This is a genomic window from Paenibacillus terrae, assembly GCF_000943545.1.
Taxonomy (GTDB): domain Bacteria; phylum Bacillota; class Bacilli; order Paenibacillales; family Paenibacillaceae; genus Paenibacillus; species Paenibacillus terrae_A.
Map to the genome: position 1 here is coordinate 1 of NZ_JTHP01000105.1, position 13,168 is coordinate 13,168.

The window sequence follows — 13,168 nt, forward strand, 5'->3', positions numbered from 1 at the left end:
ACACGACGACTCCGTGTAACCGAACCGACATGAACGAAAATTTGCGGGACGACAGATGATCTTTCCCAGCCGAACATTTTAGGCATCGCAATCGTCCCTTTGCTACCTAGAATCTCCATATTGGAACGGTTCGCTGCCCACATGCCACAATCGAAGGTAAGGTTCACCCCGCCCGGAAATCCCAGCAGGCCGGATGCCATCATATCGACATTGTCATGCTCTGGTGAAAATAAAGCATGTACTGTCACCGCCTCCGGCTCCCGGTCCAAGTACATACGGGCCGCCGAAATCGGATATACGCCTGCATCGTACAGCGATCCACCGCCCATGCTTTTATTGAAGCGCACGTTATCTGCCTGATCGGCATTGTTAAACGTAAATGTGCAATGAATGCCGCGAATGTCGCCAATTTCCCCGCTATTGATGATTTCCTTAATTCTTCGATGCTTCGGATGATAGCGATACATAAAAGCTTCTGCAAAAATGACTCCTGCACTTTTACATGCTTCAATCATGCGGCTTGTCCCGGCTGAGCTAAGAGAGGATGGTTTTTCGCACAAAACGTGCTTCCCCGCTTCCGCGGCCCTGATCGTCCACTCTTCATGCAGATGGTTCGGCAACGGGATGTACACCGCCCCGATTTCGGGATCAGCCAACAATTCCTCGTAGCTTCCATAGCTTTTCGGAATATCGAACTCCTGGGCGGCCTCAGCGGCTTTATCCGCATTGCGACTAGCAATTCCAAGTACTTCTCCGCGCTCGGATTGCTGAATCGCCGGAATTACAGCAATTTTGGCAATCTCGGCAGTGCCTAAAATTCCCCATTTCAGCTTTCTACCCATCATTCTCATCCTTTCGTGGTCAGGAATAGTTGTCTTGCTCCGCTTTGTGCAGCATACCTAAGCAACGGTCCAAATCGGTTTTGACCTGCTTCTTGTATAGTCGCGCTTTCTCCTCCCCATCATCTGTAAAATGATAGAGTACAATTTCCTGAAAATCTACGCGGGGATCTGTTCCTTTTAACCGTTTGGTACGGTAAAAAACGCCCTCCTGCACCAGCTCGTGCAGCGCTCGATAGACCTCACTCTGAGGCGGAACATATCCAAAGCCACTAAACTCATCCTTCATCGATTCGAGCATCTGATATCCATAACCGCGATGCTTCTCCACCATTGTGATCAGATAAATTTTGATAAAAGCCCGCTGGGATATCATAAACGCCATCTCATGGCCTCCTCTTCATACCATTCTCTTATATCTTACCTTCCATTATAAACCACTCAGCGTCCATACACTAATGATAGGGGGATTTTCAATCTCTCCCTTGTGACCTGTTTGAAGTTGGCGGGAGATATAAAATGAAGCGTTATGAGATAGTCGGCGAAGTGGCGGTCTGTAATTCTATCTTTTCTATTATGAATTTTTCATATATTGAAATAATATAATTAAGACTAAAAAAATAGAGTTACAGATTACGAAGACTTACTTAATTTCTTTAAGGCCGCCGTATCGTTACTTGTCAAAACAGGAATACATTCTGTTATTTTTTGGATATCCCAGTTCCACCATTCTAGTGTTTTGAGTAGTTCAATAGTTTCCTCGTCAAACCGATAACGAATTATTTGGGCCGGATTTCCCCCTACAATAGAATAAGGCAAGACATCTTTAGTCACCACGGCATTTGATGCAATGATCGCTCCATCTCCTATATGAACTCCAGGCATAATGGTAGCATTGTAACCTATCCAAACATCGTTCCCAACCACGGTATCCCCTTTGAAACCTCCACTTAAATTGGGTAAACCAACTTCCCACTCTCCACCAAACGCTCCAAAAGGAAAAGTGGTAAATGCATTTGTATTGTGATTTGCACCATTCATAATAAATTTGGCCTGGGTTGCAATTGCGCAAAACTTACCGATCTTTAGTTTGTCCCCTATAAAATCAAAATGGTAAAGGACGTTTTTTTCAAAATCCAGAGGATTATGTTGGTCGTCATAATAGGTATAATCCCCGATTTCGATATGTGGATTAACCACTACATTTTTCAAAAAACACAGACTTCTAATATTTTTCATCGGGAAAACGCTTCCTGGATCTGGACCACTCATGTAGCAACACCCCTATAATGATATAGATTCACCTTAAATGAAAAGGCACGTCCAAGTCTAACAGTATGCATACCATTAAACAAATGGAGATAATAAAAGTATCCCTGGGCCTTGTTACATGGGCTTCGGGATACTTTTTGTGAAAATATGTGGTTGGGATTACCAAATCAGGCTTGCTTTTGCAAGGCTGGCGGACCTCCGGCCGGGCGTGGACGAATCCGAAGCCCCACAATCCATTTTCCCAGAGGCAGACGCGCCAACAGCCACGTGCCTGCAACGGAAAAGACCATACAAAGGACGAACGAAGCCAGCGTGCGAAGAATCAGGCTCCAGTCTGCAAACAACGCCTCGTCAAAAGAGTACGTGACACGCAGCATAAAAGCGTGCATCAGATACGCTCCATAGGACAACGTCCCGATGGCAGTCAGCAACCCCGCCACACGCCCGCCCTTATGAGCGATCCACGTCGCCACACGGTAAGCAACAAAAATAGACGTGACACAATATACAGCCATGACCGGACGCAGCAGAGACAAGTAGTTAAAGGAAAGAACCGTGCCTCTCGGCGTCTGAAACAGACCGATCATCTCATACAGCAAGTAGCCTGTAATCACAATAAACAACGGCCAATATACGATCTGCGCCTTGGTTACCCAAGCATTCCAGCGCTTGACGTTCATCCCTGCTGCCGCCCCTAACACAAAATAAAAGAAAAAATAAATCACATTCCGATCAGCGTAAATTGTGAACCAGGAAGTAACCACCGGAAGCTGGAGCCCATCCATCAATCGGTACATCGGCCCCACCGCGAACATGAGCATGATGTACACCACGCCGACTCCAGCCAATGCAGCGGGTCGCCATGCTGACGGCAATAACGCTGACAAACGGCGGACAGCATAACGAAACACTGGAAATAGCACATAACACTGGATAATCATCACGATATACCACAGATGATAGCTGCTTTTCCCATTCAAAAGCTTCTGGAAAAAATCTAGCGGGTGAAGATGCCCTCCGCTTTGAACAAGCTGATTTCCCAATTCGTATAAAAGAGACCATATGATATAAGGCACGATGATGTCCATGAACCTTTTACGTAAAAACGTTCCATACTTTAAGGGTCCATCATAATTGTAAAATAACACCATCCCGGTGATAAACACAAACACGGGAACCGCAAATTTGGAACACAGCAGTAAAAGTGTCATCAAAACTCCGTCCTGGATGCGCGCCCCCTGCGCAACCGCAAAATGTGCGACGGAATGCTGAAGAACAACGGCGGCAAACGCCAGCCCTCTCAACAAAGCGACTTCGGAAATTCTCTCTTTTTGACTCATGTCACTCTCCTGTTATGTCTAGAAATATATAAGTCTATTATAGCGACAATTCTGTAAAAATATATAGAAGGAGAAACGTGCCAATGCAAGCAAAGCTTCAGTTATTTCCGGTTTATCAACGAGCATACATATGGAAAAGCAGCAGCCTTCCCTTTCGGGGAGACTGCTGCTGTAAAAATAACCTATAAAGTTACAGGTTCCTTCTGGTATCTGTGTACGCATCTGTCCGGGTATCCGCTATCGTATCATCATACGTTCTGTAACGATCCGCATTCAGAGAACGGTTGGTGCGGAAAATATCATATACATCCCTGTGATGATCAGCGGAATCCACCAGCACTAAAATTTTGCCCTGATCGACGTAGGTCTCGTATTGACGCGCATCATCTTCCGGAATGCCCAGCCCGACCAGTCCACCGACCAAGCCACCTGCTCCCGCTCCGACAGCCGCTCCGGTAAGGGTAGCCGCGATAGGTCCAGCAGCGAGAATAGGTCCGATGCCCGGAATAGCCAAGGCCCCGATGCCTGCCAGCAAACCAGCGACCCCGCCTACAACACCGCCTGTTGCCGCGCCTGTCGCCACACCCTCCGGTGCTTTGGTGCCTGTCTCTTCACTAATCGTCCTCAGCTCGTCCCGGTCACGTGTGATGACGGAAATCTCACTGCTTGGAATGCCTCTGCTCTGCAATTGTCCAATCGCATGAGATGCTTCCTGCTCTGTATCAAAAATACCGACAATTTTCTTTTCGTTATAATCGTTTAAGTTATTAGCCATGGTAGTTACCTCCCAATATTTTGGTCTTGAGTGGTTCGTCCTTCATTACCCGGCTGTCCTGACGTTTAAACGATTTTACGAAAATTCAAAAAATCGATTACCTTCAAATTTAAACCATTCTATAAGCTATACTGGAAAGTTACATATGGAGCCACTACGCAGTCAGATGGTGCTTCCCATCGCTGTTATCCCCGGATTTCCTGAATGAACGTTACTGCACCATTCAGCCTACTCCATTTTTTTGTGAATTTTTCGAGTTCAGTGTTGATTTGGACAAAACAGCTGCTGTTTAACGCTTTGGCTTTGCTCTGTTGGTCGCCACGGCTTCCAACGGATCATCCGGCCAATAATGCTTGGGATATCTGCCCTTTAGATCCTTTTTGACCTCAAAATAAGCCTCGCTCCAGAAGCTGGACAAGTCGGAGGTTACTTGCACAGGTCGCTGTGCAGGTGACAGCAGATGCAGCACGATCGGCACGCGTCCGCGTCCAATACGCGGCGTATCTCGCATACCGAACAACTCTTGCAGCCGCACTGCCAGTGCAGGCGCCTCGGGATTCGAATAATCGACAGGAATACGGGAACCGCTGGGCACACGGATATGGGTCGGCGCTTCCTGCTCAAGCTGCTGCCTTTGTTCCCAATCCAGTCTGCCCAACAGCAAGGCGGCACCGTCCAGCCGTTGCAGATCGGATACATTTTTGGCTCCAAGGGCAAAGGGCAGCAGCCACGAGTCCAGTGAATCCAGCAGCGCTGGCTCGGTGCTGTCTGGCCAATCCTCAGGTGCCGAAAAGTGCATAAAAATCAAACGTGCCTGCAACTGGAGGGTTTGCCGATTCCAGGACAGCAGCTTTAGACCGCGTTCACGGATACCCTGCATCAAGGCGGCAGCGATTTCCTCTGTCGGAGGATGCTCATAGGACGTTTCCTTTAAGACGAGCGAGCCCAATTGTAATACCTTACGGGCTCTTACTGCTGACGCAGAGCTGTCCCAGTATACGTTCGCTTTCTCCAGCAGCAATTCGCTGCAATGCTCGATCAGTTCTTGCAGTTCAATCGGTGCCGCCAGCTGAATGGCACCGTCTGCTCCCTCGTCGTCCACTTCGGCGGCGACGAGATAGGACGAACGCGACATCCACTCCACTTGTCGGAGTCGCGCCCCCCGGCCGCCGCTAAGCAAAAAGCGGCCATCTCCCCGGCCCTGCGCGATCCGGTCCGGATACGCAAAGGCCAGCAGCAGCCCGCAGGCCCCGGAGCCATCAGGCTCGTCCTGCCCTGCGGCTGCTTTCGGCAGCGTGGCAAGTAGCTGCCGACTCTCCTGCACGATACGGCGAATCACCGTATCGTCTGCCGCCCGCAACAGGCTGTGCGTGCTGCGGGCGTGAGCCGCCTCGCGCAAGGCGTCCAGCCGCGGGCGTAAATCCGTTCCGCCATGGGCGCGGAACGGGTCCCGCTCTTGCAGCAGCGCAGCCAGGCGGCTGGCGGTCGGCGCCAGGCCGAGGGCGGCCGCGCGCAGCAGCATATGCCCGAGGCGTGGATGCGCGCCCAGGGCGGACACCTCGCGCCCGTGCGCGGTAATGCCGCCTGCCGTGCCATCGGCTGCGGCATCCAGGCAGCCGAGCTGGCGCAGCAGGCCCGTGGCCTGGCGGTACACCGCCTCAGGCGGGGCATCCAGCCAGCCTAGCTCGGCTGGCTCACGGACGCCCCAGGCGGCCAGCTCCAGCGCGAGCGGGGCCAGATCCGCCGCCGCGATTTCCGGGCGGCTGGCATCGGGGAGCGCGGCGTGTTCTTGCGCGCTCCACAGCCGGTAGCACACGCCCGGCTGAAGGCGGCCCGCCCGGCCGCGCCGCTGATCGGCGGAGGCTTTGGACACCTTAACGGTGTTCAAACGGCTCATGCCGGTTCGCGCGGAGAAAACGGATTCCCGCGACAGCCCGCTGTCTATCACTACCGTAATCCCGGCTATTGTCAAGCTGGACTCGGCAATAGAGGTTGCCAATACGACCTTGCGGCTACCCAAAGCCGACGGTCGTATCGCCTCATCCTGCTGCTCCAGCTTCATACTACCGTACAGCGGAATTACTTTGACGTGTGCAGGCAAATTCCTTGAAGCCAGCTCACGTTCCGTTCTATGAATTTCTCTGGCTCCCGGGAGAAATACCAGCAGATCGCCTTCATGAGCATGAAGGGCCTTGTCTACCGTCTCTGCCGTAAAGGATTCTAATGTGACCGATGAAGGCTTGGACATATGAAGCGTCTCTACCGGAAATACCGTGCCCGGACATTCCAGCAATGGAGCGTCCCCCAATAGACGGCATACAGGCTCAGCCTCCAGTGTCGCGGACATGATCAATATTTTTAAATCAGGCCGCAACAGTGCCTGACTTTGCAGCGCAAGCGCCAAGCCCAAATCTGCATGCAAGCTACGTTCATGAAACTCATCAAAAATGATCAGGCCGATCCCCTCCAACGCCTGATCATTTTGCAGCATCCGGGTCAGCACGCCCTCCGTAACCACTTCAATCTGCGTATTCGGTCCTACTTTTGTATCCATGCGAACCCGGTAGCCCACCGTCTGCCCGGTTTGTTCTCCTAGCGCCTTCGCCATTTGCGCCGCTGCTGCACGTGCCGCCAAGCGCCTCGGCTCCAGCATCAACATTTTTTGCCCCGCCAGCCACGGTTCGTGCAGCAATTCCAGCGGCGTAACCGTCGTCTTGCCTGCGCCCGGCTGTGCAATCAATACGGCAGCCGGATGGGATTGCAGCGCATTTTTAAGCTCGGGAATAATTTGAATGATAGGCAGTTGTTTATCTGTATCTGTCAATGAAATCTCTCCAATGATACGCAGATGCGTAGAATCTAAGTGTTGTTTCTATATGAACAACGAATTTGCTTCATTATTGTGAATTTTTCACTACCTGTAATTATCATGGTTTGAATGACGAAGCTCCGCTTCTATCCCTCCAATCGCTTACGCACAGCCGGCTCATATTCATAAAATACAGACGAAGTATTCAGCCCTCTTTCCTCCAGCAGCATACGAAGACGAAGCGATTTTTCAGTCAGCTTGCGACTAATGCGCTGTTGCTCTCCCGCCTCACGACAAGCATGGAGCAAATCGCGTAGCTGGACGCACTCCTTCTGCAATTGAAGCTCCTCCGGTAAAATGCCCGCATTTTTCAGTAGCTTGTACGACATACGCAGCTCCTCTGGAACATGTGATAAATCCTCAATAATCAGCGGCTTGCCTGCTCCTGCCAGATTATCAAACTCGCCTTTCGCCATGGCTTCGGTAATTTTTTGCTCGGCCATTCTGGAGAACATTCCCATAGATCAACTCAACTCCGTATAAGCATATGTACAACCATATTGGATCATAAAAATGGGTCCTTCGTCACTGTAGCATAAATCTCCAGAAGATGTCCTGCATTCATGGGGAAAAGAGGGGAGGGATTACTCTTCTATTCCAAGCAATTGGGATACTTGTGTTCTATGTTTCTTGGCCCTACGTGTTCCGTGGATGAGATTGGACAATCGGCTAGGGGGGATATGATATGTCTCACAAAATGTTTTCTGGTCAATTTGTTTCTCAACCAGCTTTTGTTTGATTTTCCACCCAAAAGGGGTTACAGCATTGCGTTTATTCAACTTTATGACCTCCAGGTTAAGTTTTACTCTAATTATCAGTTCGTTAAGATTTTAATTTGCACGTTTGGTATTGATTCAAAAGATCATCCAGTTTCTTGGATTGTTCAATCACTTTGGGATGCGTTAAAAATCCGTATTTCTTCTGGACTTGGTACAGTCTTTTTCTCGCCCGCTCGACACGAAGTAAAGTCACACCTTGATTCATCATCAGCATGATTCCCCCTTCTGTGTCATATCCTAATGGAAAACGTCTATTTTTGGATTATTTAATCATACGCTCAACAAAAAAAAGTGCTTCTGGAACATTCCAGAGGCACTTATGTGGATCTATGTTCATTTTCAGTTGTGTCCAAGTTGCTCAGCGATAAACTTGCAATCAACAATAAACATAAAGCTAGCTCCGACGATCAATAGACCCATTTTTTCAACATTGATTTATGAAACCTATAAGATTTACATTCGATTTACTTTGAAAAAAATCACCCCTAATAATAAAATAATTTTTCTTTTTTTCCTTGACTAACTAAGTTTTCGTACTTTACATAAGCTTTGACGTCTGCAAATTCTTTAAACTGTTCAAATAATCTTATGCACCTAATAAAAAAAGCTTCTTTATTAATGGCTAATGATTTAGATAAAACGTCTAACAAGTACTTAAAGCCAGTTGAATATCTACCTCTATTTAAGTAATATTTAGCTAATTCATATTTAAAACGCGTGGATTGTTCTGGTACTACTTGATGAGTATACATATCAGCAGATGGGTTCTGTTGAGCAAAAAAGTCAATTTTCGTTTTAAACCTTAGAAGCATATCATTCACATCTAGCTGGTATTGGTTAGCCGCAATCAAAACGTTCATCAATTTAGCTACCATTTCCTTTTCCGACATATCAGGTGAAGTACCAATATAATCCACATAATCACGAAGCACACTTATGTCTCCAGATAAAAGTTTGTATGTGTAAATATTACCTTCTGACCAATCTTTGAACAAGTTAACCCAATGTTGGGTATCCTCGTCCGTCTCTATGACCCAATCCAAATTAGTGTAGGCGTATGTATATTGTAGAGCTTGCTCATAATCGCCTTGGGCTTCACATACACTGGCACACAGTAAATCAGAATAGGTGATGTACACAAACATGGGTCGACTCAGCTTCTTATCAGGTTTCTCATGCTTTCGCTTCTTCTGCCGATGCTTCATCTTATATTGAATTTCCGCTTTATCTCTCATTTTTCGAGCTATTGCATCCAGCCTGTCCCACTGACGCAAAGAACGATACACATTCGCCAAATCCTTCAATGCATCAAGCTGAACTATTTCATCCAACCGTTCAATAAAGGGTTCAAATAGCGTAGCTGCCTTGAGATTTCGGTTCTGATCGTCTCCAACCTGAATTGTGAATATACGATATTGACAGATTGCCAAGCGTTCAGAATGTTGATATTTTTCCACTTCTGCTACATTCTCATAGAGCAGCAACGCAGCAGCATGTCGTCCCTGTGCAAATAGCGCTTCCGCAATGTCATATAGTCTGAGCGAATACAACGGATTGTCCATAATATGTCCAACCATTCGACGGATCGCACCCAGCTTGTCCAGCTCTCCACAACGATATAATAGTGGCTCGATTCGCCGCCAATTCGGGGGAAGGTCGATGATGTAATTTTCTATGTATAGTTCGTAAAAATAGCCCTCCGGTAATCCCATGGCCAACGTGATTCGGTCAAGCTGTTGTAAAGAAACAGGACGATGTTGAGTAATCCAATTACTGAGTGTTCTTTGATAAACACCTGAATATTCCGCAAATTGAGCCAAAGTCAAGTCGTTTTGTTTTAGATACTCTTCAAACTCCGCTAAAATCGTAGGTGTATGCTTCAAGTCATAACCACCCTTCACATAAAAATTCCATAATTTTAAAGATCAATTTCTATTTTTGTCCAAAAATTAACAACTGTCAACATTTTTATTGCAACTCATACGAAAAAACTACGTTTGGCATAATTTGTCCAAAAAGGACATGGTGACACGAACGAGAGGAGTGGAATTTAATAGACCATGGAAAAATTTCACACGGGTTTTGAATACTATACAAACAACCCCCGCATTCCTTGGCCGGGCTCGCGAGGGTCAATGGTGAGAGGAAAGCGATAATGGGGAAGAGAATAAAAAAACAACTTACAATTAACGTTCAATATTCTGCCGGTCGACGAGAAAGCCACCCGCTTCGCTGTTGAGGAATACCTAGAGACAGTTCGGCAGTATCGGCAGATTGGTTTTGTACGGCGCGAAGCGGCAATAACGCAGGCGTATTCATATAGAGAGCATCAGTCCACCAATGCGATCAGCAAACAGACGGAGGATATTGCCACATATAATGTTGATAAAGAAGCAGAACTGCAGGCTAAAGACCGGTTGCTGGATCTGGCGATGAGTAAGTTGTCCAGTATGCAACGTGAAGTCATTCAGAGGAGATATCTGGATGATGAGGATGAGTTCAATGCTATCATCTGTAATGAAATGGACCCACCTATCAGTGACCGTACTTTTCGGCGGATCAAGACCGATGCAATTGGCATTTTAGCCGGAGCACTAAAGCTGACACGGTACACTGATGAAAAAGCCCCCATTGTTGAATATCCAAAGAAAAACGAGCCTCTAGAATCGCTTCTAAGGCTCTTTTCGCGTTCAGGGAGACATATTTGTACCCCTAAAAACTTTGTGTTTTCGGAAATCAACAGTTTTCAGTGGCCTCGTAATCAGCTGACCTGTTCTTTTTAGTTCTAAAGTATGAGTTTACAAAAAAATTAAATCCACGATACAAAAATTTGGAAATATGTTATTATAATATCTGCATTCATCTAATTATTGGGAGGTATTGGAATGAATTTGAAAATTTCGGGTATTCGTCGTCTTTTAGCTGTATTTATGTCTGTTGCATTATTAGTAACTTCTTTCTTATTAGCTGGGGTTTCACATGCTGCGGATACTTCTGTCGAACCTCTTACCAAAGAGCAGTATATCAATTTCTTGGAAAACTATGATTCTAGTACAGCAACCAAACTTGGTGTACAGACTTTGGATGCCAAGAGTGCAGTTACCGATGCTCAGAAAGCACTCGAACAATTCAAAGCACTTACCGAAGAGCAGCAAGAAAAATTTGTTGCGACTCTAAGTGATCCTAAATTTATATTTGAAGCGTTGCAAGATCCTGATCAAAAAACACCAGAGGGGATCGAAACCAAAACCATCATTCAGCCTGCTGCGGTACAACAAGCAACTCTGTCGTACTCACAAGTTGCCACCTTGTTTGGAATAGAGTTATTGGAATATAAAGCGACCGGATCATTTTCTAATGACAAATCAAAAGATAAAGTTGTTCAGGCTATCTCCTATAATGCCTATGTAGCTAAAAACATTAATCCGTTATGTCAAACAACTTTGCTCTATGGAAACAAATCTATAATTAATAACCGCTTTAAAGGTGAAGCCGTTTTCTCATATGGGGTAGGGCCGATAAAAGGGTATGAATGGCAAACAGGCAGCTTCCGTTTCGACACAACTGGATATCCTGACGGAACTTATTATACGTTGGGATATATGGAGTAACTAGAAATGAAAATAATAATAATATGGACTTTGATTATCATCTTGGCGATTTTTCTCATATTAGTAGGACTTGTCTTTTACACATCTAATCAGCTCAAGGTACCTGATGCACAAAAAAGCTCATTTAATTTAGAGCAAACACATCTAAATAATTCGTGTCCGCTTTTTGACCGGAAATTGTCCGTTTAATGGCCCGCCATTGGACTTCTGATGTGGTAAATTTGTAATATGGAAAATCAAATAAGACGAATCGAGGCGCAACGCTTCAGTGATCAGGTCGGCCAATGTGTCGGCCTTTTTGATTTTTCGAAATACCATATTAGGAGGACATGAACCATGTCTACTACACTACCACCTTTCGCATTTTTGGATTCAGAAGGCATCCTGCATCTTCACGATGAGAAACATGCCAAGCAGCACTGGCAAACATGTACAAACTTCACTAACTGATGACATGAGCGGCTATCCAGTTATTGGGGGGTCAAGGCGTTGTTTACTATACCCGCAAGGTCAAAGCTTATATTAAAGGCAACAGGTCGAAAGGCCCTCTTATCGCTACGCCGCCAGTGCTCAAGCAGCTCGCAGCAGCAGAGCTTCTGTAACCAAGCATCACCAGAGTCATTCCACACTCTCATATAGAGTGCGACGATTCTGCTACTAATTTTTTATAACCCAATATGAAATTTCAATCCACGCACTCCATACAGAGTGCGACGGCTTTACAGCGAACTTCTCATAGATTGCCTCATCTATTTCAATCCACGCACTCCATACAGAGTGCGACGACCACCTGGAATGTGTTGTCCTTCTTGTCCATGTAATTTCAATCCACGCACTCCATACAGAGTGCGACCGATGGTGTTTAATTCCTCAACTGACCGGACTTATTTCAATCCACGCACTCCATACAGAGTGCGACTCAGAGCAATATTACACATTTTGCAAAGGCTCAAATTTCAATCCACGCACTCCATACAGAGTGCGACTCTGGCTACTGTTCGGTAAGGACAGTAGAAACCGTCAATTTCAATCCACGCACTCCATACAGAGTGCGACGTACCTGCTTTCGGAATTGAAACAGTCGAGCGTTGAAATTTCAATCCACGCACTCCATACAGAGTGCGACAGCGAAAATACAGAAATTGATACCCTAACGATATCAATTCCATACATTTTCGCAGAAAACGATGCTGAAAAAGCTTGAATCCACCCTTGACTTCTATTATAGAAAGTGAATACTAATCCTTTTCGACAAATTTCGAGGTGCGAAGGATCCGGGGTTTTTATGTGAGCTTCACATTCGCACCTTACAGAATCAGCAGGCTTTCCATATCCTAAGACTCTTTTGCCCTCACATACTCTACTTTCTTTTTTTAGTTATCTCCTAAATTGCGGTATCGAAGGCTGACTTCTTTTGAATCGATCAACTCTTCTAATTTATACGTAATTAAAATTACAAGATCATGGTTCATATCGACCCTATTTAAGCATTATTTAGCGTACCTCAATCGACATGTTTTCGACAAATCTGGGGTGCGAAGCTCGCAGGATTTTCATGTGAGCTTCACATTCTCACCTCGAAATATATTGACTATCTCCTAGTATTATAGTCGTTTTTACTACGTTTTGTCTTTTATTTTACCTTTATCTTTTTTAGCCAATTAGATGCTTCATTAGCCGACA

At 46.1% G+C, this 13,168-nt stretch carries 12 protein-coding genes and 1 CRISPR repeat array; of the genes, 2 read left to right on the top strand and 10 right to left on the bottom strand.

The window, feature by feature from the left end; all coding sequences use genetic code 11:
• The 10 genes from QD47_RS27290 to QD47_RS27330 form a co-directional block, all read right to left on the bottom strand.
• The coding region (locus QD47_RS27290) for a Gfo/Idh/MocA family protein (RefSeq protein WP_044649076.1) at positions 1-842 on the bottom strand (842 nt) is incomplete at its 3' end.
• Between the two features lie 19 nt (positions 843-861).
• Complete coding sequence (locus tag QD47_RS27295; RefSeq protein ID WP_014281229.1) at positions 862-1,224, bottom strand: helix-turn-helix transcriptional regulator; 363 nt, start codon at positions 1,222-1,224, stop codon at positions 862-864.
• A 248-nt stretch (positions 1,225-1,472) separates the two neighbouring features.
• Positions 1,473-2,111 (bottom strand): CatB-related O-acetyltransferase, encoded by a 639-nt coding sequence (locus tag QD47_RS27300; RefSeq protein WP_044649077.1) that lies wholly within the window; start codon positions 2,109-2,111, stop codon positions 1,473-1,475.
• A gap of 167 nt (positions 2,112-2,278) precedes the next feature.
• On the bottom strand, positions 2,279-3,451 hold the full coding sequence (locus QD47_RS27305) for an acyltransferase (RefSeq protein ID WP_044649078.1): 1,173 nt from the start codon (positions 3,449-3,451) through the stop codon (positions 2,279-2,281).
• A 190-nt stretch (positions 3,452-3,641) separates the two neighbouring features.
• Entirely contained in the window at positions 3,642-4,226 is a 585-nt protein-coding gene (locus QD47_RS27310) for a general stress protein (protein WP_044649079.1), read from the bottom strand.
• Positions 4,227-4,515: 289 nt separating this feature from the next.
• Entirely contained in the window at positions 4,516-7,050 is a 2,535-nt protein-coding gene (gene hrpB / locus QD47_RS27315) for an ATP-dependent helicase HrpB (protein ID WP_044649080.1), read from the bottom strand.
• Positions 7,051-7,181: 131 nt separating this feature from the next.
• Positions 7,182-7,556, bottom strand: coding sequence for a DnaJ family domain-containing protein (locus QD47_RS27320; RefSeq protein ID WP_044649081.1), 375 nt, complete (start codon positions 7,554-7,556; stop codon positions 7,182-7,184).
• A gap of 123 nt (positions 7,557-7,679) precedes the next feature.
• On the bottom strand, positions 7,680-7,874 hold the full coding sequence (locus QD47_RS33495; RefSeq protein ID WP_044649082.1) for a hypothetical protein: 195 nt from the start codon (positions 7,872-7,874) through the stop codon (positions 7,680-7,682).
• Between the two features lie 43 nt (positions 7,875-7,917).
• Positions 7,918-8,079, bottom strand: a complete 162-nt coding sequence (locus tag QD47_RS31260) for an aspartyl-phosphate phosphatase Spo0E family protein (RefSeq protein WP_200893535.1) — start codon at positions 8,077-8,079, stop codon at positions 7,918-7,920.
• Positions 8,080-8,359: 280 nt separating this feature from the next.
• Positions 8,360-9,757 carry a helix-turn-helix domain-containing protein gene (locus QD47_RS27330; protein ID WP_044649083.1) on the bottom strand — a complete coding sequence of 466 codons (1,398 nt, stop codon included), beginning with the start codon at positions 9,755-9,757 and terminating at the stop codon, positions 8,360-8,362.
• A gap of 318 nt (positions 9,758-10,075) precedes the next feature.
• On the opposite strand from QD47_RS27330, the gene QD47_RS27335 reads away from it, so the two are divergent.
• Positions 10,076-10,657, top strand: a complete 582-nt coding sequence (locus QD47_RS27335) for an ArpU family phage packaging/lysis transcriptional regulator (RefSeq protein ID WP_235332381.1) — start codon at positions 10,076-10,078, stop codon at positions 10,655-10,657.
• Positions 10,658-10,759: 102 nt separating this feature from the next.
• The gene (locus QD47_RS27340; protein WP_044649084.1) at positions 10,760-11,485 is read left to right on the top strand and encodes a hypothetical protein; all 726 of its coding nucleotides are present in this window, start codon (positions 10,760-10,762) and stop codon (positions 11,483-11,485) included.
• A gap of 682 nt (positions 11,486-12,167) precedes the next feature.
• Positions 12,168-12,611: direct repeats of the CRISPR family, unit length 33 nt; unit sequence ATTTCAATCCACGCACTCCATACAGAGTGCGAC.
• Positions 12,612-13,168: the final 557 nt, after the last annotated feature.

Bases quoted from the DNA above. Each gene is read 5' to 3' on its own strand.
- QD47_RS27295 (WP_014281229.1), bottom strand. From the start codon at position 1,224: ATGGCGTTTATGATATCCCAGCGGGCTTTTATCAAAATTTATCTGATC.
- QD47_RS27300 (WP_044649077.1), bottom strand. From the start codon at position 2,111: ATGAGTGGTCCAGATCCAGGAAGCGTTTTCCCGATGAAAAATATTAGA.
- QD47_RS27305 (WP_044649078.1), bottom strand. From the start codon at position 3,451: ATGAGTCAAAAAGAGAGAATTTCCGAAGTCGCTTTGTTGAGAGGGCTG.
- QD47_RS27310 (WP_044649079.1), bottom strand. From the start codon at position 4,226: ATGGCTAATAACTTAAACGATTATAACGAAAAGAAAATTGTCGGTATT.
- QD47_RS27320 (WP_044649081.1), bottom strand. From the start codon at position 7,556: ATGGGAATGTTCTCCAGAATGGCCGAGCAAAAAATTACCGAAGCCATG.
- QD47_RS31260 (WP_200893535.1), bottom strand. From the start codon at position 8,079: ATGAATCAAGGTGTGACTTTACTTCGTGTCGAGCGGGCGAGAAAAAGA.
- QD47_RS27340 (WP_044649084.1), top strand. From the start codon at position 10,760: ATGAATTTGAAAATTTCGGGTATTCGTCGTCTTTTAGCTGTATTTATG.